The organism is Methylobacterium symbioticum (assembly GCF_902141845.1).
Classification (GTDB): domain Bacteria; phylum Pseudomonadota; class Alphaproteobacteria; order Rhizobiales; family Beijerinckiaceae; genus Methylobacterium; species Methylobacterium symbioticum.
Map to the genome: position 1 here is coordinate 1 of NZ_CABFPH010000089.1, position 20,242 is coordinate 20,242.

Annotated in this window: 23 protein-coding genes; 7 read left to right on the plus strand and 16 right to left on the minus strand. The window is 71.4% G+C overall.

Features of this window, described 5'->3' with window-relative positions; all coding sequences use genetic code 11:
- The 5 genes from MET9862_RS22330 to tatC form a co-directional block, all read left to right on the plus strand.
- Positions 1 to 360: SPOR domain-containing protein (locus tag MET9862_RS22330; protein ID WP_142585064.1), on the plus strand; the 360-nt coding region annotated here is incomplete at its 5' end.
- A gap of 285 nt (positions 361 to 645) precedes the next feature.
- A complete protein-coding gene (gene nagZ / locus MET9862_RS22335; protein ID WP_142585065.1) occupies positions 646 to 1,653 on the plus strand; it encodes a beta-N-acetylhexosaminidase in 1,008 nt (335 codons plus the stop codon).
- Positions 1,654 to 1,809: 156 nt separating this feature from the next.
- On the plus strand, positions 1,810 to 2,082 hold the full coding sequence (locus MET9862_RS22340) for a twin-arginine translocase TatA/TatE family subunit (protein WP_142585066.1): 273 nt from the start codon (positions 1,810 to 1,812) through the stop codon (positions 2,080 to 2,082).
- A gap of 109 nt (positions 2,083 to 2,191) precedes the next feature.
- On the plus strand, positions 2,192 to 2,716 hold the full coding sequence (tatB, locus tag MET9862_RS22345) for a Sec-independent protein translocase protein TatB (protein WP_142585067.1): 525 nt from the start codon (positions 2,192 to 2,194) through the stop codon (positions 2,714 to 2,716).
- A complete protein-coding gene (gene tatC, locus MET9862_RS22350; RefSeq protein ID WP_142585068.1) occupies positions 2,713 to 3,513 on the plus strand; it encodes a twin-arginine translocase subunit TatC in 801 nt (266 codons plus the stop codon). The genes tatB and tatC overlap by 4 nt, the downstream gene beginning before the upstream one ends.
- Before the next feature lie 182 nt (positions 3,514 to 3,695).
- On the opposite strand, the gene MET9862_RS22355 is transcribed toward tatC, so the two are convergent.
- From MET9862_RS22355 to MET9862_RS22395, 9 genes are all read right to left on the minus strand, one after another.
- Positions 3,696 to 4,445 carry a DUF1223 domain-containing protein gene (locus MET9862_RS22355; protein WP_142585069.1) on the minus strand — a complete coding sequence of 250 codons (750 nt, stop codon included), beginning with the start codon at positions 4,443 to 4,445 and terminating at the stop codon, positions 3,696 to 3,698.
- A 14-nt stretch (positions 4,446 to 4,459) separates the two neighbouring features.
- Positions 4,460 to 5,476 (minus strand): lipid A biosynthesis lauroyl acyltransferase, encoded by a 1,017-nt coding sequence (locus MET9862_RS22360; protein ID WP_142585070.1) that lies wholly within the window; start codon positions 5,474 to 5,476, stop codon positions 4,460 to 4,462.
- A gap of 180 nt (positions 5,477 to 5,656) precedes the next feature.
- Positions 5,657 to 6,679, minus strand: coding sequence for a zinc-binding dehydrogenase (locus MET9862_RS22365; RefSeq protein ID WP_142585071.1), 1,023 nt, complete (start codon positions 6,677 to 6,679; stop codon positions 5,657 to 5,659).
- A 37-nt stretch (positions 6,680 to 6,716) separates the two neighbouring features.
- Positions 6,717 to 6,986 carry an SH3 domain-containing protein gene (locus tag MET9862_RS22370; RefSeq protein WP_142585072.1) on the minus strand — a complete coding sequence of 90 codons (270 nt, stop codon included), beginning with the start codon at positions 6,984 to 6,986 and terminating at the stop codon, positions 6,717 to 6,719.
- Positions 6,987 to 6,994: 8 nt separating this feature from the next.
- A complete protein-coding gene (locus MET9862_RS22375) occupies positions 6,995 to 7,750 on the minus strand; it encodes an SDR family NAD(P)-dependent oxidoreductase (RefSeq protein ID WP_142585073.1) in 756 nt (251 codons plus the stop codon).
- Positions 7,747 to 9,030, minus strand: a complete 1,284-nt coding sequence (locus tag MET9862_RS22380) for a beta-ketoacyl-ACP synthase (RefSeq protein WP_142585074.1) — start codon at positions 9,028 to 9,030, stop codon at positions 7,747 to 7,749. Before MET9862_RS22380 ends, MET9862_RS22375 begins: the two co-directional genes overlap by 4 nt.
- A gap of 53 nt (positions 9,031 to 9,083) precedes the next feature.
- Entirely contained in the window at positions 9,084 to 9,818 is a 735-nt protein-coding gene (gene fliP, locus MET9862_RS22385) for a flagellar type III secretion system pore protein FliP (RefSeq protein ID WP_438616644.1), read from the minus strand.
- A complete protein-coding gene (locus MET9862_RS30245; protein ID WP_244612851.1) occupies positions 9,815 to 10,870 on the minus strand; it encodes a lysylphosphatidylglycerol synthase domain-containing protein in 1,056 nt (351 codons plus the stop codon). Before MET9862_RS30245 ends, fliP begins: the two co-directional genes overlap by 4 nt.
- Before the next feature lie 79 nt (positions 10,871 to 10,949).
- Positions 10,950 to 11,327, minus strand: coding sequence for a hypothetical protein (locus MET9862_RS22395; protein ID WP_244612852.1), 378 nt, complete (start codon positions 11,325 to 11,327; stop codon positions 10,950 to 10,952).
- Positions 11,328 to 11,649: 322 nt separating this feature from the next.
- On the opposite strand from MET9862_RS22395, the gene MET9862_RS22400 reads away from it, so the two are divergent.
- Positions 11,650 to 12,960, plus strand: a complete 1,311-nt coding sequence (locus tag MET9862_RS22400; protein ID WP_142585076.1) for a KpsE/RkpR family capsule polysaccharide export protein — start codon at positions 11,650 to 11,652, stop codon at positions 12,958 to 12,960.
- Positions 12,961 to 13,137: 177 nt separating this feature from the next.
- The gene (locus MET9862_RS22405) at positions 13,138 to 13,428 is read left to right on the plus strand and encodes a hypothetical protein (protein ID WP_142585077.1); all 291 of its coding nucleotides are present in this window, start codon (positions 13,138 to 13,140) and stop codon (positions 13,426 to 13,428) included.
- 77 nt (positions 13,429 to 13,505) lie between these two features.
- On the opposite strand, the gene flbD is transcribed toward MET9862_RS22405, so the two are convergent.
- From flbD to MET9862_RS22440, 7 genes are all read right to left on the minus strand, one after another.
- A complete protein-coding gene (gene flbD, locus MET9862_RS22410) occupies positions 13,506 to 14,870 on the minus strand; it encodes a sigma-54-dependent transcriptional regulator FlbD (RefSeq protein WP_142585078.1) in 1,365 nt (454 codons plus the stop codon).
- Positions 14,871 to 15,032: 162 nt separating this feature from the next.
- On the minus strand, positions 15,033 to 15,368 hold the full coding sequence (gene fliN / locus MET9862_RS22415) for a flagellar motor switch protein FliN (protein ID WP_142585079.1): 336 nt from the start codon (positions 15,366 to 15,368) through the stop codon (positions 15,033 to 15,035).
- Complete coding sequence (locus MET9862_RS22420; RefSeq protein WP_142585080.1) at positions 15,368 to 16,003, minus strand: FliH/SctL family protein; 636 nt, start codon at positions 16,001 to 16,003, stop codon at positions 15,368 to 15,370. The genes fliN and MET9862_RS22420 overlap by 1 nt, the downstream gene beginning before the upstream one ends.
- A complete protein-coding gene (locus MET9862_RS22425; RefSeq protein ID WP_142585081.1) occupies positions 16,000 to 17,052 on the minus strand; it encodes a flagellar motor switch protein FliG in 1,053 nt (350 codons plus the stop codon). Before MET9862_RS22425 ends, MET9862_RS22420 begins: the two co-directional genes overlap by 4 nt.
- Before the next feature lie 37 nt (positions 17,053 to 17,089).
- Positions 17,090 to 18,709, minus strand: coding sequence for a flagellar basal-body MS-ring/collar protein FliF (fliF, locus tag MET9862_RS22430; protein WP_142585082.1), 1,620 nt, complete (start codon positions 18,707 to 18,709; stop codon positions 17,090 to 17,092).
- 185 nt (positions 18,710 to 18,894) lie between these two features.
- The gene (gene sciP, locus MET9862_RS22435; RefSeq protein ID WP_142585083.1) at positions 18,895 to 19,170 is read right to left on the minus strand and encodes a CtrA inhibitor SciP; all 276 of its coding nucleotides are present in this window, start codon (positions 19,168 to 19,170) and stop codon (positions 18,895 to 18,897) included.
- 91 nt (positions 19,171 to 19,261) lie between these two features.
- Entirely contained in the window at positions 19,262 to 19,942 is a 681-nt protein-coding gene (locus MET9862_RS22440) for a flagellar hook assembly protein FlgD (protein WP_142585084.1), read from the minus strand.
- Positions 19,943 to 20,242: the final 300 nt, after the last annotated feature.

A 20,242-nucleotide genomic window follows, 5' to 3' on the forward strand; every position in this document is an offset into this window, starting at 1 on the left:
CCGAAGGCGACGCAGCGCCTCGCCTCCGCCTCGCCGGACGCCCCGATCCCGGCGGATACCCCCGCCACCACGGCGGCGACCACCGCCAGCGCGGCGCCCGCCGTCAGCGACGCGCCGGTCGGCGGCTTCTCGGTGCAGCTCGGCGTGCGCAACAGCGCCGGCGACGCCCAGGCGGCGTTCCGCGACATGCAGCGCAAGTACAGTCAGCTCGCGGGCAAGCCGGAGCTGATCCGCCAGGCCGAGGTCAACGGCAAGACGATCTACCGCGTCCGCGTCGGGCCGCTCGCCAAGGCCGAGGCGACGAGCCTGTGCAGCGAGCTGCAGGGCGCCGGCGGCCAGTGCTTCGTGGCCAAGAACTGATCGCCTGATCCCGCCCGGACCGCGTCCGGGCGGCGATCCCGCAGGCCGGCCGGAGCCTGAGGTCCGGATCCCACCCCAGAGCCGATCCGGCCGAACGACGCGGCCGGCTTCGAACGGCCGCACTGTCCGCGCAGAGTCCGCGGCGCAACAGCCGGGCCTTCTCCGCCCCCCGGCGCGCCGGCCGCCCTGGTTTCGCCTTGCCGAGGCGCTGCCGAAGGCCGATCCTCCGTCCCCGACGAACCGGACGCCACCATTCCACCCGAGCCGACCGCGCGAGCCGCCCCGATGTCCTCCCGTGCCCTGATCCTCGGTTGCGCCGGCCGGAGCCTGACCCCGGAGGAGGCCGCCTTCTTCCGCGACGTGCGGCCCTGGGGCTTCATCCTGTTCAAGCGCAACATCGGCACGCCGGACGAGGTGCGCGCGCTCACGTGCTCCTTACGCGACTGCGTCGGCCGGGCGGATGCGCCGATCCTGATCGACCAGGAGGGCGGCCGGGTGCAGCGCATGGGCCCGCCGCATTGGCCGGCCTATCCGGCGGGCCGCGCCTATGCCCGCTTCGACGGGGCCGCCGCGGCCATCGCCCGCCTCGGCGCCCGGCTGATGGCCCACGACCTCGCCGATGTCGGCATCAACGTCGATTGCGCGCCCGTCCTCGACGTGCCGGTGGCCGGCGCCCACGACATCATCGGCGACCGCGCCTACGGCACCACGCCGACGGCGGTGGCCGAGATCGGGCGCGCGGTCGCCGAGGGGCTGATGGCCGGCGGCGTGCTGCCGGTGATGAAGCACATCCCCGGCCACGGCCGCGCCGCCTGCGACAGCCATCACGGCCTGCCCGTAGTCGAGACCGACCGCGGGACCCTCGAAGCCCAGGATTTCGTGCCGTTCCGGGCGCTTGCCGATCTGCCCATGGCGATGAGCGCGCACGTGGTCTTCACCGCGCTCGACCCGGAGCGCCCGGCGACGCAGTCCCGCACCGTGATCGAGCGGGTGATCCGCGGCGCGATCGGCTTCGACGGCCTGCTGATGACCGACGACCTCTCGATGCATGCCCTGACCGGCCCGTTCCGGGAACGGGCCGAGGCATCCTTCGCGGCGGGCATCGACGTGGCCCTCCATTGCAACGGCGACATGGCCGAGATGCGGGGAGCGGCCGAAGGGACGCCGCTGCTCGCGGGCGAGGCCGCGCGCCGGGCGGAGGCCGCGCTCGCACGCCTCGCCACCGCCGGGGAGGGTCTCGACCTGCCGGAAGCCCGGGCCCGTTTCGCCGCCGCGCTCTCCGCCGCAGCCTGACGAAGCCGGAATCCCCGTTCACGCGGCCGTCATCCCGCGTCACGGAGCCGCCCGCGCCTTGTGTTCGCGGGGCGCTGTCCCTAGGTTCGGCCCGAATTTCGGTCTCGGGTCGAGACGCCGCGCGGAGGTCTCTCGCGCGGCGCGGGAGAGGTTGCCATGGGCAGCATGAGTATCTGGCACTGGGTCATCGTCGCCGTCGTGGTGATGCTGCTGTTCGGGCGCGGCAAGGTCTCCGACCTGATGGGCGACGTGGCCAAGGGCATCAAGGCGTTCAAGAAGGGCATGGCCGAGGACGAGGCGCCCGCTCCGACGGCGACGCCGGCCTCGCCGGCCGAGCCCGTGCGCACCATTCCTCACACGGCCGAGTCCAGCCCCGGCACCGCGGTCCCCGCGAGCCATGTGCCGGCCGGTGAGCGCAAGCCGGTCTGATCCGGATCCGGGCTTCCACTGGCCGCGGCTTGGTGTAAGGCCGGGGGCTTGAGGCCCATCCGGGGCGCGCCGGGACCCGGCGCGCCCGAGCAGCGGGACCGTCGGCACGATGTTTGACATGAGCTGGGGCGAGGTGATGCTGATCGGCGGCGTCGCCCTCATCGTCATCGGGCCGAAGGACTTGCCGAAGGCCCTGCGCACCGTCGGGCAGGTCACGGGCAAGCTGCGCCGTATGGCCGGCGAGTTCCAGGCGCAGTTCAACGAGGCGATCCGCGAGGCCGAGCTCGACGAGGCCCGCCGCGAGTTCGACGGTATCCGCGACACCGTGCGCAAGACCGGCTCCGGCTTCAACCCGGTCCAAACCATCCGCGACGAGTTGAAGGGTGCCGTCGAGGGCCGGGCGGAGAAGAGCCAGGATCCGCACAAGCCTGGTCCCGAGGCTCCGGCCCATCCGGCGGCACCGAGCCCAGGCAGCTACGACGTGCCGAGGCCCGCAGAGATGGAGGCGGCCCCGCTTCCCGTGCCGGGCTCGGCCGACGACCCCTTCGGCGCCCCCGAACCGCCCGCGGCGCCCTCCAATCCTGTCCCCGCGGCCCCGGCCGGCGAGGCGAAGCCCGGGACGGCCGGCCAATGATCGACGAGCGGGACGAGGCGGATATCGAGGCCTCGCGGGCGCCCCTCATCGAGCACCTGATCGAGCTGCGCGCGCGGCTGATCAAGTCGCTCATCGCCTTCGTGCTGATGTTCTTCGGGTGCTTCTTCTTCTCGCGCCAGATCTACAATGTGCTCGTGCACCCCTACGTCTCGGTTGTGGGTGCGGAGAACGCGAAGCTCATCGCCACGCACTTCCTCGAGCAGGTCTTCACCAACATCAAGCTCAGCGTCTTCGGGGCGGCCTTCCTGTCCTTCCCGATCGTCGCGACGCAGATCTACGCCTTCGTGGCGCCGGGCCTCTACCGCAACGAGCGCAAGGCCTTCCTGCCCTACCTCGTCGCCACGCCGATCTTCTTCGTGCTCGGCGCGCTGGTGGTGTTCTTCCTGGCGATGCCGCTCCTGATCCAGTTCTCGGTCTCGCTGCAGCAGGTGGGCGTCGCCGGCGAGCCGACCATCGCCCTGCTGCCGAAGGTCGACGAGTACCTCTCGCTGATCATGACGCTGATCTTCGCCTTCGGCATCGCCTTCCAGCTCCCGGTGATCCTGACCCTGCTCGGCCAGGTCGGGATCATCGACGCGGCCTTCCTGCGCGAGAAGCGGCGCTACGCCATCGTGCTGGTCTTCGTGGCCGCCGCCGTGCTCACCCCGCCCGACGTGATCTCCCAGCTCTCCCTGGCGATCCCGATGCTCCTCCTCTACGAGGCCTCGGTCTTCTCGGTGGCGCGCGTCGAGAAGCTGCGCGCGGCGCGGCGGCTCGCGGAAGGGCTCGATCCATAAAGTCCCGGGAGGCGAGAGGGGCCACCCCTCTCGCGGGTCCAGGGCAGAGCCCTGGGAAACCACGTCGGGGCTCCGCCCCGATACCCCGCCAAAGGGATGATCCCTTTGGGATCCCGATCGAACTGATTGAATGGACCGCATTTTCTTTCGCGGAACCGGCAACCACTTCCGCGGAAAATGCTCTAGAGACCCGGGCCCTTGGCGGCGCCCCAGATGCGGCCGGGCTTGCCGTTGCTCGCTCCCTGCAGCACCACCACCCAGGCATCGGCGTCGGCGACCCGCACGGCGGCGCGCGGCACCTCGATATGCACGGGCTGGCCGGTCCAGGTGCCGAGGCGCTGCAGGCTGCGCGCCACGTTGACGTAGGTGACGACCCGGCCCCGGCTCTCGCCGCGCTCGATCGAGACCGGGCGGCGCCGCAAGATCGGGATCAGCCAGACATCGGCCTTGGCCGGCGCGACGGAGGTCCCGACATCGATCAGGATGCGGTCGCCGCGCTCCTCGCCGCGCACCGGCACCGGAAGGCCGCCCTGGCTGCCGGCGTCGCTCAGCATGCGATCGAGACGGTCGCGGTCGGAGCCGATGGCGGAGGCGCCGCCATTGACCACCGCCTGGGGTGTGAAGACCTGACGCACGCCGCTCAGGCCCGCATAGGCGTGCTGGCGCTCGGTGAAGGGCCGCAGCGCCAGTGTGTCCTTCCAGCCGAGATAGTCCCAGTAGGTCACCGGCAGGGTCAAAGCGAGGATGCCGGGCCGGGCCGCGAGGTCAATGATCACGGGGTCGGCCGAGCGGCAAGCGACGCAGCCTTGGCTCGTGAACAGCTCGACCACCGCCTGGAGGGGCTCTGCCCCGGCGGGCCGCGCGGAGAGCCCTGCCAGGGCAAGCGCGGTCGCCCCCGCAAGGACGGCGTATCGAGGAGCCGGAAGCATCATCGCATCACAGCGCCTCACGACCGGTCTTGGGAAATCACGTTGGCTTGAGAGCGGCCGGCCTCGCCGGACGGTGCTGCCGCGATCGCGCCCGGCGCCGCGGACCGGGGCAGCATGGCCGGGCGCCAGCGGCGATGCATCCAGAGCCACTGGCCGGGCTCCTCGCGGATCCAGGACTCCACCACCGCAGTCATCGCCTGCATGGCGCCGGCCACCTCGATCCGGCCCTCCGCGTCACGCGGCAGGTCGAGGGGTGGGGTCAGCTCCAGGCGGAAGCGCCCGTTCCCGAGACGCACCACGCGGGCGCCGTGGACCGGACATTCGTGATGGCGGGCGAGCTTGGCGAGGAGCGGGTTGGCGAGGCAGGGCTGCCCGAAGAACCGCACCACCACGCCGCGGGTGAAGTGCTGGTCGATGAGTTGGCCGAGATGGCCGCCACGCTCCACCACGCCCTGCATGGCGAAGACGGCGCCGGGGCCGGAGGCGGCGAGGCCGCCCATGGTCTTGCGCCGCACCGTGCGGACGAGCTTGGCCGCGGCCGGGTTGTTCGGCGCCCGGTAGACGGCGGTGGCCTCCAGCCCGAACTTCGCCGCGGCGATGGCCGGCAATTCCCAATTGCCGAGATGGGCCGAGAAGATCAGACCCGGCTTGGCATCGTCACGCAGCGCGTAGAAGTGCTCGAGGCCGACCACCTCCATGCGCTGCGTCTCGGGAATCTCCGGATCGTAATCGAACAGGGTGTCGAGATGGGCGTATTCGGCGCCGGTGCGCCCGAGATTGTCCCAGGCGGCGCGGGCGATCTCTCGCAGCTCGTCAGAGCCACGCTCGGGAAAGGCGGCGCGCAGGTTCGCCATCAGGGTGCGGTGCACGGGCAGGTAGGGCCCCAGGCCGCGCAGGAGCGCCCCGCCCAGATCGGCCGCGCGCTCGGGCCCGAGCCGGCGCGCCAGATGGAACAGCGCACCGATCAGCGGCAGCATGGCGTAGCCCGCGAGTCGCGGGAATGAGCGCTTCAGGACGAGGGCGAGACGCAACACGCGGAGACTCCAGGCGACTCGGGCGCCCACGGCGAAGCTTGTACAGGCTGCAGCGCCCTGGCCCCAGCGGCCAGGTCGACGCGTCCGGCGGATGCCCCCAACCGCACCGGAACGCGGAGCCGCGGCGGTCCGGGCCGCCGCGAATCGCCTTAGACCATCTTCGCGTCCGAGAGAAAAGGATCAGAGCGTCACAAGGATCTTGCCGAAGACCTTGCGCGATTCGAGCCGCTCCAGCCCCGCCGCGAAGTCCCCAAGCGGATACACCGTGTCGATCACCGGCGTGAGCCCGGCGGCCATCTTGTCGAGCGACTGGCGGATGTTCTCGATGCGGCAACCGAACGAGCCGGTGATGCGGTACTGTTGCTGGAACAGCTGCATCAGGTTCATCGTGGTCGAGACCCCGGAGGTCGATCCGCAGGTCACGAGGCGCCCGCCGCGCTTCAGGCAGAGGAGCGAGCCGTTCCAGGTGTCGGGCCCGACATGCTCGAACACCACGTCGACGCCCTTGCGCTTGGTCAGGCGCCGCACCTCGCCCTCGAAGCGCTCGGTCCGGTAGTTCACGACGTGGTCGGCGCCGAGAGCGGCGGCCCTGGCACCCTTCTCGTCGTCGCCGACGGTCGTGTAGACCGTGCAGCCGATCGCCTTGGCCATCTTGATGGCGCTGGTGCCGATGCCCGAGCCGCCGGCATGAACGAGGATGCTCTCGCCGGGCTCCAGCCGCGCATTGTCGAACAGCATGTGCTGCACGGTACCGAAGGCGATGCCGGCGCAGGCGGCGTCGGTGAAGCTCACCCCCTCCGGCGCCTTGACCGCGAGGCGGGCGGGCACCGTGACGTATTCGCTCGCGAAGCCGTCGATGTGGAAGCCGAAGACGCCGCCGACCTCCTCGCAGAGGTTGTCGCGGCCCTGCTCGCAGGCGTGGCAGTGGCCGCAGGTCTTCGCACCGTAGAGGGCGACGGTGTCGCCGACCGCAAGGCCGGTCACGCCGGCGCCGAGGGCGGCGACTTCGCCCGCCCCCTCGGCGCCCACCGTCAGGGGGAGCCTGCGCTTGGCGAAGGCCATGCCGCGGAAGCCCCAGACGTCGATGAAGTTGAGGCCGACCGCGCGGATCCGCACGCGCACCTCGCCGGGACCGGGGGCGGGCGCGTCGGCCACCTCCGTCAGGCGCAGGTCGCGGTCGCCGAAGAGTTGCAGGGCTTGCATGGGCAGTTCCTCGGAAGGATCCTCGGGAAGCGGCGCCCTATTCGGGCGCGAGGTAGCGCCGCCGGGCCCAGCCGAGCGTCGGGCCGACCTTGACGCGGCACCACGTGGTGCGGCTCGGCGTGTCGTTGGTGCAGCCGAAGACGAGGGCGCGGGAGCGGATCTCGCCGACCACCTCGGCGGAGGGATCGGGCTCGGCGCGGATGCTCAGGCTCTCGCCGCGGGGCAGCCCGTCGAGGCGGTAGCTCTGCGGCTCGGCCGCGGCCGGGCCGGCGAGGACGAGAAGGGCGAGGAGGGGGAGCGGGCGCATCGCGGATCTCAGGCGCGGTGCACGCCCATCATCGCGGTCAGGCCGCCATCGACGGGCAGGACCGCACCGGTGATGTAGCCGGCCGCATCCTCCATCAGGAAGCGCGCAAGCGCGGCTACCTCAGCCGGGTCGGCGAAGCGGCCGGCCGGGATCTGGCGCTCCATGCCGGCGCGGTGGGCGGCGTAGGGCGCCATCATCTTCGTGTCGATGAAGCCCGGCGCGATCACGTTGACGGTGACGCCGCGCTTGGCCGATTCGATGGCGAGCGTCCGGCAATAGGCGATCAGCGCGCCCTTGGTGGCCGCATAGGCCGCGTTGCCCGCATTGGCCCGGAGCGCCGCCACCGAGCCGATCGCGACGATGCGGCCGGCGCGCGCCCGGATCATGCCGCGGGTCAGCGCCTTGGCCAGCCGGGTCAGCGCGTAGAAATTGACCTGCATCGCCGCCTCGAGCCGGTCCTGGTCGAGCATCAGGGCGAGGGCGTCCGCCGACTGGCCGGCATTGTGGACGAGGCCGTAATAGCCGCGCTCCTCCGCCGTCCCGCAGAAGGCGTCGAGGGCAGCCCGGTCGGCGAGGTCAAGGGGTAGGGCGGTGGCGCCGAGGTCGGCGGCGAGCGCCTCGGCCTCGGCGGCGGAGGTGCGGTAGGTGAAATCGACCGCGTGGCCGGCCGCGGCGAGCGCCCGCACGATCGCCGAGCCCAGCCCCCCGGCGCCCCCGGTGACGAGGACGCGGCGCTGGCCGCCCGCGCTCATCTGCGCGCTCATGCCGGCTCCGCCCCGAGGACGAGGCAGGTGTTCTGGCCGCCGAAGCCGAAGGAGTTCGACAGCACCCGTGCGACCGGCACGTCGCGGGCCTCGGCGACGATGTCGAGGGGGAGCGCCGGATCGGGCACCGCGTAGTTGATGGTCGGCGGGATGCGCCCGTGCCGGATGGTGAGCAGCGAGACGGCGGCCTCGATGGCGCCGGCCGCGGTCAGCGTGTGGCCGATCATCGACTTGTTCGAGGTGACCGGGATGCGGCCGATCAAGTCTCCGAACACCGCGGCGAGGCCGAGGGCCTCCATCCGGTCGTTCTCCGGCGTCGAGGTGCCGTGGGCGTTGACCGTGTCGATCGCGTCGGGCCCGAGGCCGGCATCCTCCAGGCTCGCGCGGATGGCCGCCAGGATCGGCGCCCCGTCCGGGCTGGAGCGGGTACGGTGGAAGCCGTCGCCCTTCTCGCCGCAGCCGAGCACGTAGCCGAGGATCGTCGCGCCGCGCGCCTTGGCGGCGGCCTCGTCCTCCAGCACCAGGGCGGCGGCTCCCTCGCCCATGACGAAGCCGTCGCGGTTCTTCGAGAAGGGCTTCGAGGCGCCCTCCGGCGGGTCGTTCTGGGTGGAGAGCGCGGAGAGCAGCGAGAAGCGGATCAGCGATTCCGGGTTCACCGAGCCGTCCGTGCCGATGCAGAGCGCGGCCGTCATCTCGCCGCGGCGGATGGCCTCGACGCCGAGCTGGATCGCGGTCGCCCCCGACGAGCAGGCGGTCGACAGCGAGATCGGCGAGCCCTTGGTCCCGAAGCGCTCGGCGATGCGCTCGGCCACGGTGCCGAAGATGAAGAGGTCGTGCCAGCCGTCGAAGGCCCGGCTCGCCGCCGCCCGCTGCAGGTCGCCGTAGCCGATCTCGCCCTGGCTCGCCGCGGCCTCGGCCAGCGCCTGCCGCTGCGGCCATTCCATCTCGACCGGGGGCACGGCGATGAACAGGGCGCCGGGGAAGTCGGCCGCCGCCCCGATGCCGGCCTGGCCCACGGCCTCATCGGCGGCGATCGCCGCGAAGCGCTCGGAGAGGAGCGGCGCCACCAGCGGGTCGGTGTCGAGGAAGTCGACGGTGCCGGCGATGCGGGTGCGCAGGCCGTCGGTGGGGAAGCGCCGGATCGCGTGGATGCCGGAGCGGCCGGCGGTGAGCGCCGCCCAGTTCTCGTCCTGGCCCCGGCCCAGCGAGGTGACGAGACCGATGCCGGTGACAGCGACCCGGGGCCGGCCCTTCGCGTCGCGGGGAGAATGCGTGGTCATGGCGCCGTCTTACACGATCGGGACGGGGAGGCGAGGCGGTTTCCGGGCATGCGTCACCCGCCGTAACTCTGCACCAGCGAGCCGGCGACGAGCCCCCAGCCATCCACCAGCACGAAGAAGATCAGCTTGAAGGGCAGCGCCACCGAGGCCGGCGGCACCATCATCATGCCCACCGCCATCAGCACCGAGGCGACGACGAGGTCGATGATCAGGAAGGGAATGAACAGCAGGAAGCCGATCTCGAAGGCCCGCCGCAGCTCGGAGATCATGAAGGCGGGGGTGACGATCTCCAGGCCGAGCTGCTCGGGCCCCTGCGGCACCGGGATGCGGGCCATGTCGATGAAGAGCTTCAGGTCCTTCTCGCGCACGTTCTTCAGCATGAAGGTCTTGAACGGGGCCGAGGCGCGGTCGAAGGCCTGGGTCTGGCTGATCTGCCCGGCGACCAGCGGCTCGATGCCGGCGCGATAGGCCTCGCGGCCGGTCGGCGCCATCACGAAGGCGGTCAGGAACAGGGCGAGGCTGATGATCACCGCGGTGGGCGGGGCGGTCTGGGTGCCGAGCGCCGAGCGCAGGATCGACAGCACCACGACGATGCGGGTGAAGGCGGTGGCCATCACGAGCACGGAGGGCGCGAGCGCCAGGACCGTGATCAGCGCAACGAGCTGGAGCGCCCGTTCGGTGACGCCGCCCGCGCCGAGATCGACGGTGACGCTCTGGGCGGCGGCCGGCCCGGCGAGGCAGAGGAGGGCGAGCCCGGCAGGGCCCGCACGTCGCAGGAGCGGGCTCACGGGGCCTCCGGCGGCTGCACCGTCGCCCGGCGCGCCTCGATGTTCTGCCAGACGAGGAGCGCGGGCAGGCCCAGGACCACGTCCGGCACGCGCTTGGCGAGGGACAGGGCGATGGCCGTGCCGGCATCGATGCCGAACAGCGCGCAGACCACGACGAAGCCCCCCTCCTGAACGCCGAGCCCGCTCGGCACGGGGAAGGCCGCCGACTTGATAGCCTGACTGAGCGCCTCGATCACCAGCACCTCGGCGAGGCTCACCCCATCGATGCCGATGCAGGTGAGCGCGATCCAGATCTCCGCCGCCCCCAGCATCCAGGCCAGGAGATGCAGGACGAAGGCCTGCGCGATTCGCCCGCGCCGGCCGCCGTGCCAGACCGCGTCGAGGGCCTCCTGCACGCGCATGGTCGCGGGCGCCGCGCCCGCCTGGCCCGGCTCTGCCGCCCGCGCGAAGCGGCGTCCGACGGCGGCGAGCCGCTCCTCGATGAAGCGGGCGGCGCCGACCCGCTGCACGGCGAAGAAGGCTGCAACGACGAGGCCGGCGACCGCGAGGGCGCGCAGCATCCAGGCGGCGAGCCGGGCGGCGGGCTCCCCGTCGAGCTGCATGAGCAGCACGGCTCCGAGCGCCGCGAACAGGGCCTGGCTGCCGACCTGGATCAGCATGTCGGCGAGGATCGAGGCCGTGGCGAGGGCGCCCGCGACGCCCCAGAAGGTCAGCAGGCGCCCGCCCAGCACGTCGCCGCCGATCGAGGCCACGGGGAGCAGCACGTTGATGCCCTCGCGCACGTAGCGCAGCACCACGAAGGGGCCCGTCCGCACGGGTGAGAGCCCGTCGAGGAGGCGCGCCCAGGCGAGCCCGCACAGGAACACGATGAGAGCCCGTACCAGCACGATCCCGGCAAGCCCCGCGAACCCGATCCGCCCGAAGGCTGCGGCCACGGCGGAGAGATCGTTGGTGGCGACGAGCCAGGCGGCGAGCCCGAGGCCGATCAGGGTGCCGAGAAGCGGCAGGCGGCGCAGGAGCGCGCGGGCGAGCCCGCTCCGGGTCTCGGTCACGGACCGGGTCCCTCCCGGCTGGGTCGGCTCTCGCACGGTCTCGGCTCGCACGGTCAGATCGGGGATCGGGGCGCGGTCGTCAGGTCTGGTGGTCGCGGGCCGATCCGTGCGCCCCGCTGCGCAGGCCGGCTTCCGCGGGCGCCGGTAGCGCGCCATTGGGGCCGAAATCGGGGAGGGCGGCCGGCGGATCGGCGCGCGGATCGAGCAGCGCGACCCGGCCCGCCGCGAGGCTCGCCCCGGTCGCGACCGCGATCAGCCGCTTGGGGCAGGGACCGAGGCAGCCGGTCTCGACGACCCTCACCGCCCTCGCCGACGCCGAACTGACGCCGGACGATCGGATTGCCCCCGCCTCCTTCGCGGCCGCCTTGGCCGCCGCCTTGGCCGCCGCTTTGGCGAGCCGCAGCGCCGCCTTCCGCGAGATCCCGGCGCGCTTCGCACATTTGCGGCAGACCAGCACGACCTCCGCGGGCTTGGCCTTCGCCGTGCGGCACCGGGAATCGGCCGCGGTCGCTGCGGCCGGGAATGCCGGGTCACGGGGGAGGGGCCCCGCAGGCGCAGCCGTCGCGGGCCGGTGCATCTCGGGCGGTCGCCTGTCGTCGGGGCTCGTCGCGGGGATCATCGACGCGGCCTACAGCGCCGGGCCGCTGCGGTGCAACGGACACGGCAGCGCAGCCCGGGATGCCTTAAAAAGGGCCGAAAAGAACGGGACTTCGAAGACCTGACGGCCGCCTCCGCCGCGACGGGGCGCGGCCGGCACCGATCCCCAGGACAAGCACCGGATGAGCGTCGAGGACGTCAAGCAGAGCGACCGGGTTCGCGGCATCATCGACTTCGCGCAGCGCTCCCTCACCGAGGTCCGGCGCGGCGCGCAGACGATCGAGCCGATCCCGTCGCAGCGGAGCCGGGCCCTGGCACGGCGGGTGCGCGAGCGGCTGGCCTGGACCCGCCTGCCGGGCCTGCGCCCGGCCGACGCCGCCCCGGTCAGCTACGCCCGGATGGTGGTGTGGCGCTTCGCGACCTTCGTCCTGCTGCCGACCGCGGTGGTGGCGGTCTACCTGTTCGTGTTCGCCTCCGACCAGTACATCGCCGAGGCGCGCTTCGCCGTGCGCGGCAACGTCGAGCCGATGGAAGATGTCGGCCTCGGCGAATACTCGACCATGATCCACAAGCACAACAGTCAGGACAGCTACATCGTCCGCGACTTCATCCGCAGCCGGGCTCTGGTCGAGGAGATGGAGAAGAAGCGTCAGATCTCGCAGCTCTTCTCCCGTCCGGAGGCGGATTTCTGGACGCGCTTCGACCCGAAGGAGCCCGTCGAGGAGCTGACCAAGTACTGGCGCCGCCATGTCGAGGCGAATATCGACGCGATCTCCGGCGTGACCCAGCTCACGGTCCGGGCCTTCACCCCGCAGGACGCGCTGACCATCGCGCAGGACATCGTCGCCCGCGCCGAGACGCTGATCAACGAGATCAACAAGAACGCCAAGGCCGACATGCTGGCGCAGGCCAAGGTGGATGCCGAGACCGCGCAGGTGCGCCTGCGCAACGCCTACATGGCGCTCCAATCCTTCCGCAACCGCTGGGGCATCATCGACCCGATCAAGTCGGCCGAGAGCACGATGACGACCCTGCTCAGCCTGCGCAAAGAGAAGTTCAAGAACGAGAACGACCTCCAGGTGCTGCGGGCCTCGAACCTCGACGAGAAGTCGCGCTCGATCCAGGTGCTGGTCGCGAACGTCGCGGCCGTCGATCACCAGATCAAGGATCTGCAGGAGCAGCTCACCCGCGACGGCCTCAACAGCGACGGAACGCCGACCATGGCGAACGCGCTGCTCGAGTATGAAGGGCTCGTCGTCGAGCGCACCATCGCGGAGAAGCTCAACGAGTCGGCGATCAACCTCCTCGACCGGGCCCGCGTGAGCGCCGACAAGCAGCAGATCTTCCTCGCGATCTTCGTGCCGCCGGTCCTCCCCCTCGACACGCTCTACCCGATGCGCTGGCACGCCCTGTTCGTCGCGTTCTTCTGCTTCCTCGTGGTCTGGAGCTCGGTCTCGCTGGTGGTGGCCGGCGTGCGGGATCAGCGTCTCTGATTGAGGCCGGGCGTCGGCGCGTCCGGGGCCGGTGCCCGAAGGCACCGGCCGGAGGCCTCCCCGCGGCAGGTCCTTGCCGACGGCTCTTGCCGAAGGTCCTTGCCGAAGAGTCTTGCCATGCGGGCCCCGGGCTTGCACTGAGACGCGTGCCCGTCCGAAGACCCTGACCGAACACAGATGGCGGATTTCTCCGAACTCGTCGCTCAAGCCGTGAAGCCGACGATGAACCGCGCCGAGCGCGAGGCCGTCTACGGCGTCGTGCGCCAAGCGGTGCGGCGCCTGCAGGAACGCGAGAACCTGGCCGACGACGACCCGCGGCTCGCCCTGCAGAACCACCTCGTCGAGGAGACGATCCGCGACGTCGAGGCGGACATCGCCCGGGCGGAGGCGATGCGCAAGCTGGACGAGGCGCTCGCCGTCCAGAACAAGGCCTATGCCGAGACCCGCTCCGGCCGCGGGCGGAACTGAGGCCCGCAGGGGCGCCGATGGGCCGGGGCCGCACCCCGGCACCCCGCGGCAGGGATGATGCCGTCGGGGGCTTCGCTCTACCCGTAGGCAGCCAGGGCGCGCACGCCGCCCGGCTCGGCCACCTCCAGACCGGCCTCGACATATTCGTTGAGCTTGTTGCGCAGCGTCCGGATCGAGATCCCGAGGATCTTGGCCGCGTGGGTGCGGTTGCCGAGGCAATGGTCGAGGGTGTCGAGGATGAGGTCGCGCTCGACCTCGGCGACGGTGCGCCCGACAAGGCCGCGCGTGGCCGCCTCGGCGACCTGCGCCGCCCGGACAGCGGGCCCGTCGGCCGCGGCGATCGCGTCGCCCTCCGGCGTCAGGATCGCCTCGACGCCGATCTCGGACCCGCTCGCCAGCAGGACTGCCCGGTGCAGCGTGTTCTCCAGCTCGCGCACGTTGCCGCGCCAGGGATTGCGCGTGACGATGCTCCGCGCCTCGGCCGAGAGCGGGCGCAGGGGCAGGCCGTTCACCGCGGCGTATTTCTTGGCGAAATGGCCGGCGAGTTCCAGGATGTCGGCCGGGCGCTCGCGCAGGGCCGGCAGGCGCAGATGGACGACGTTGAGCCGGTAGAACAGGTCCTCGCGGAAGGTGCCCTTGCGGACCTCCTCGGCAAGGTTGCGGTTCGAGGTGGCGAGCACCCGGATATCGACCTTGACCGGGGCCGTGCCGCCGACCCGGTCGATCACGCGCTCCTGCAGCGCCCGCAGCAGCTTCGACTGCAGGCGGACATCCATCTCGGAGATCTCGTCGAGGAGCAGCGTGCCGCCATTCGCCTCCTCGAACCGGCCGATGCGCCGCGCCACCGCGCCGGTGAAGGCGCCCTTCTCGTGGCCGAACAGCTCGGATTCGAGCAGGGCCTCGGGGATCGCGGCGCAGTTCACCGAGACGAAGGGCTTGGCCGCCCGGTTCGAACGGGCATGGACGTGGCGGGCGAGCACCTCCTTGCCGGTGCCGCTCTCGCCGGTGATCAGCACCGAGGCCTCCGAGCGGGCGACCTGCTCGGCGAGGCGCACCACCCGCTCCATCGCGGGATCGCGCCAGACGAAGGCGCGGCTGTCGGCCGAGACGGCTTCCAGCACCGCGGCGATCAGCTCGGGATCGGGGGGAAGGGGCACATATTCCTTGGCGCCCGCCTGGATCGCGGCCACCGCCGCGCGGGCATCGGCGGCCACGCCGCAGGCGATCACCGGCGTGCGGATGCGCTCCTCCTCCAGCGCTGCCACCAGGGCGCGGATGTCGAGACCCACATCGATCATGATCAGGTCCGCGCCGCGCGCCCGCAGGACCGTCAGCCCCTGCGGGATCGCGTCCGCCTGGGTCACGGCGGCGCCGCGCTGCATGGCGATCTTCGAGGCAGTGACGAGCTCGCCGTTGAGCCGTCCGATCATCAGGAGCCGCATCGGGCACTCCGCATCCTGTCGGCACCCGGCCACGGGGCCGGGCGTGAACCCCAGAGCGCTCTTCAGCCGAAGCGGGTATCGGTTCGGCTGAAGAGCGCGTGTAAAAACAATGACCTGGAGACGATCCCGATTGCGACGCGATCGGGATCGTCTCCGCGAAACTTAGTTCTCGCCCTTGACGATCTCGGTCATCGTCACCCCGAGGCGCTCCTCGACGAGGACGACCTCGCCGCGGGCGACGAGGCGGTTGTTCACGAAGATGTCGATCGCCTCGCCGACCTTGCGGTCGAGCTCCAGCACCGCGCCGGGGCCGAGGCGCAGGAGGTCGCCGATCGGCATGCGCGACTTGCCGAGGACGGCCGAGACCATCACGGGCACGTCGAAGAGCTGCTCGAGGTCGGCGGCGGATTTCGGGGTGGTCGGCGCGTCGCGGATCGAGTCCGTCGCGAGGCTCGGATCGAAGTCGCCGAGCTGGGGCAGGCTGAAATCGTCGGACATCAGAAACTCGCCGGTTCGGTCGGGTCGGGGACGGTGCCGAGGCAGGCGGCGATGGCCGCGTCGATCTCGGCTTCGAGGCGGTCGCGCGCGCGCACCACGCCGCCATCGGCCCACTCGATGCGGGCGTCGCCGAGCGCGAGATCGGGCTCGCCCAGCACCACGAGGCGGCCCTCGTAGCCGCGCTCACGCGCGAGCCGGCGCATCAGCGCCTCGGTCTCCTCGACCAGGCCCTCCTGCACGCGCACCACGAGATGGGGCACGCCGCGCAGATGCTGCAGGGCGTGCCGCGCCGCCTCGCCGATCGCGGCCACGGGATGCGCGTCGAGGGCCTCGCCGGCGATGCGGCGGGCGAGCAGGACGGCGACCTCCATGGCCTGCGCCTCCCGCTCGGCCTCGCGGGCATCCGCCTGGGCCAGGAGCCCCGCCAGCGACAGGCTCAGACGGTTCATCGCGTCCGCGAGCCGGGCCTGGAGCTGGGCCTGAACCTCGGCGCGGCCCTCCGCGCGGCCCGCCTCCAGGCCGCGCGCATGGGCCTCGGCCGCGGCCTGGGCGGCCTCCTCGGCGGCGCGGACGGCCGCCGGGTTGGCCTTCGGCTTGCGGAAATCGGTGTCGAACAGGAACGGGGTCGCGCTCAATAGACCAGCTCCTCCTCGGCGCTGTTCTTGGCGATCATGATCTCGCCCTTCTCGGCCAGCTCCTTGGCCACCTCGGTCATCTTGGCCTGCGCCTCATCGACCTCCTTGAGGCGGATCGGGCCGAGCGAGGCCATCTCGTCGGTGAGGTTCTTGGCGGCGCGGGTCGACATCTGGCCCATGAAGAAGGCCCGCACCCGCTCGTTGGCGCCCTTCAGCGCCCGGCACAGGGTGTCGTTGTCGACCTTGCGCATCAGGGTCTGGACGCTGCCGGGATCGAGCTTGAGCAGGTCCTCGAAGGTGAACATCAGCTCGCGGATGCGCTTGGCCGAGCCGCGATTGGCCTGGTCGAGGGCGGCGAGGAAGCGCCCCTCCGTCTGCCGGTCGAAGGCGTTGAACACGTCGGCCATGAGCTCGTGCGCGTCGCGGCGCTGGGTCTGGGCGATGGTGGTGACGAACTCGACGCGCAGCGTCTCCTCGATGTGGCGCAGGGCCTCCTTCTGCACCGTCTCCATGCGCAGCATCCGGCTGAGCACGTCGATGGCGAACTCCTCGGGCAGGATGGTGAGCACCTTGGCGGCGTAGTCCGAGCGCACCTTCGAGAGCACCACGGCCACCGTCTGCGGGTACTCGTTGCGCAGGAACGAGGCGAGGATCTCCGGATCGACCTGGGCGATCGAGGCCCAGACGCGCTTGCCCGACGCGCCCTTGATCTCGGCCATGATGGCGGAGACCTGCTCGCTCGGGAAGATCTTCAGCAGGAGCGACTCGGTCCGCTCGAAGTTCGACGAGATGCCGCCGCTGTTCGACAGGCGCGAGACGAAGTCGATGATCAGCTTGTCGACCGTCTCGGCCTCGAGGGAGCCGAGCTGCACCATGGCGTGCGAGACCTTCTTGACCTCGTCCTCCTCCAGGAGCTGCCAGATCGGCGCACCATCGGTCTCGCCGAGCAGCAGCAGCATGGCCGCGGCACGCTGGACGCCGGACATGGCGGCGAAGGATTCGCCTCCCGCCGCCTGCAGCATTCCCGCCAGTCCCGCACCCGCCGCCATCGCTTCGCTCTCCTCGTCACACCCGGCCCAAGGCCGCTCAGCTTTCCTGGATCCAGTTGCGCAGCACCTCGGCCGTCTCGCTCGGGCTCGCCCGGACCATGTCGACCACGCGCTGCACCGTCTCGGCCTGCACCTGGCCGTTGATCTTCGCGTATTCCATCAGCCGGGTCGCCGGGTTGTCGGTGGTGATCGTCAGCGTCGCCGCGCCCGGCGCGCCGCCCTCCGCGATGCCGCCCGGGCCGGCGATCAGCGCCTCGGGCGCGTCCGGATCGGCGGCGAGCACCTGCCGCAGCAGGGGACGCACCACGGCGAGCAGCACCACCAGGGTGAGGAGCGCCAGCACGCCGAGCTCCACGAGCCGCATCACATCCTCCTTGGAGGGAGAGAGAAGCGACTGCACCAGGGTCGGCTCGCCGAAATCCGGCACCGGCGGCGCCTCGGCGAACCGGAGATTGGCCACCTCGATCTGGTCGCCCCGGGCCTTGTCGAAGCCGACCGCGCTGCGCACGAGGGCGGTGATCCGCTCGATCTCGGCCGCCGGGCGCGGGCTGTAGGCCGGCTTGCCGTCCGGCCCCGGCGCGTAGGTTCCGTCGACCAGCACCGCCACGGAGAGCCGCTTGATCCGGCCGCCCTCCGTCACCTCCGTCTTGGTGACGCGGGAGATCTCGTAATTCGTGGTCTCCTCGTTCTTGCTAGTCTGGTCCTTCTGGGCCTGCGGCTTGTCCTGGTTGGCGCCGGGCAGCTCGTTGCCGACCGTGACCTGCCCCTCGCCGCCGCCGGTGAGCGCGGATTCGGTGCGGGTCTGGCTCGATCGGACGACACGGCTCTCGGGGTCGAAGGTCTCGGAGCGGCTCTCGATCCGGTTGGTGTCAAGCTGCGCCGAGACCTGGACCCGCGTCCGGCCCGGCCCGACGATGCCGGCGACGATCTCCTCGATCTGGGACCGCAGGCGCCGCTCGAGGCCGACCTGCTTCTCCTCGAAGGCCGCGCCCGCCTCCACCTCGGCGCCGCGGGCCCCGTCGGCGAGCAGCCGTCCGCGCTCGTCCACGATCGAGACCCGGTCGGGACGCAGGCCCTCCACCGAGGAGGCGGCGAGATGCCGGATCGCGCGGACCTGGCCGGGATCGAGATCGCCCATCAGCTTCAGCACGATGGCGGCCGAGGGCGCCTCGCGGTCGCGCTCGAACAGCCGCCGCTCGGGCATCACAAGGTGGACGCGCGCCGCCTGGACCCGGCCGATCGCGCGGATGGAACGGGCCAGCTCGCCCTCGAGCGCCCGCAGATGATTCACGTTCTGGACGAAGTTCGTGGACGAGAAGGCGTCGCCCTTGTCGAAGATCTCGTAGCCGACGCCGCCCTGGCTCGGCAGGCCCTTGCCGGCGAGATCCATGCGCAGCCGGGCGAGGTCCGGACGCGGCGCCATCACGGTCTGGCCGGTATCGCCGCGGGACTCGTAGCGGATGCCGCGCGCATCGAGCTCACGGATCACGGCCGCGGAATCCTGGGCCGAGAGGTCCGCGAACAGCACCCCCATATCGGGGCGCGAAACCCGCAGGATGATGAAGGCGAAGAAGCCGATGAGCGTCAGCGTGACCGCGCCCATGGCAGCGAGGCGGGCCGGTCCGAGCTTCGCGACGAGATCGAGAACCGGCTTCACGATGTTGACGCGCCCACCCGCAGCCGGCCCGCCCGCCGGGCCGCTCGGCAAGAATTGCCGGGCACGTGGTTAGCAGCCGGTTAATGCGGGCCGCCAAGACGGAAGCCCTGGCCCGGCCCGCAAGCGCCGAAGCCCCGCCGTCAGGGACGGGCGGGGCTTCGCGCAGCATCACGGGAGGGCCCGGATCAGTGCCGGTAATGCTGGATGCGCGTGGTGCGCAGGCCGGCGAGACCGTGCTGGTCGATGGAGAACTGCCAGCTCAGGAATTCCTCGGTGGTCAGCGTGTAGCGCTTGCAGGCCTCCTCCAGGCTGAGGAGACCGCCGCGCACCGCGGCCACGACCTCGGCCTTGCGCCGGATCACCCAGCGGCGGGTCGAGGGCGGCGGAAGATCGGCGATGGTCAGGGGGCTGCCATCGGGCCCGATCACATACTTCACTCTCGGGCGGTGCGGTTCGGTCATGATACGCTCTACACTCGACTGACCTGTCGAGGGTTCAACCTAAGTGAGGCCACTTAAGAGACCTTGAAACCGGTCTCGCCGATTTGAATCGCTATCCCGCCGTTGTGGACAACCCGACCCTCTGCACGCTCGACAGGGGGATGCGCTTGCTTCCGACGAGCAGGACGGGCGCGGCGCCGCTGAGGTCGACCTGGCTCACCGTGCCGCTGGTGCTGGTGTCGACGGTGACGCTGGCGCCGGTGGCGTCCTGGGCGCTCACCTTGATCGTGTAGGTGCCGGCGGGTGCGTTCATGCCGGAGGCGGTGCGCCCGTTCCAGGTGAAGGCCTGGCTGCCGGCCGTCAGCGACGTGGTCTGCGTGCCGACGACATTGCTCTTCGAATCGAGGATGGTGACCACGGCCTTCGTGGCGGCGCGGGCGGCGTTCAGGGTCCAGCTCGCGCTGCCGCCGGAGGTCAGGTCGGCGCTGAGGCCGTCAGCGGTGATGGCCTGCCCGATATAGCTCGTGGCCGTCGCCGAACTCGCCGCCTTGCTGCTGGTGAGGATGTTGTCGAGCCGGTCGTTGGTCTTGAGCTGCTGCTCCACGCCGGCGAACTGCACCAGCTGCTGGGTGAACTGGTTGGTGTCCATCGGATCGAGGGGGTTCTGGTTCTTGAGCTGCGTGGTGAGCAGCGTCAGGAACTGCGTGAAGTTGCCCGCGATCTCCTGCGCGCTCGTGCCGGTGCTGGTCGCGGCGGTCGTGCTGCTGGCGATGCTCGAGATGCCCGAGGTCATAGCGCTGTCTCCCGATTATATCCGCGCGGACGCGCAAGCCCGAAGGATCGTTGTGTTGAAAGGCCTTGCCGGCACCCGTTCGCGCGCCGCATCGACGGGCGCGCGGCCTCGCGCAGGCTGCGAGCCTCGCCCCGCAAGGGATTGAGAAACCTCACCGAACCACATCTCGCGCATCGGCCGCTCCCCTAGATCCGGATGTCGAGGTTGCCGAGGCCGCGCAGGGCGCGCAGCGGCGCGATCTCGGCGGCCTCCGCCGCCTCGCCCGCCCAGCCGCCCCGGCGGCCGCGCCCGGCCTGGCCG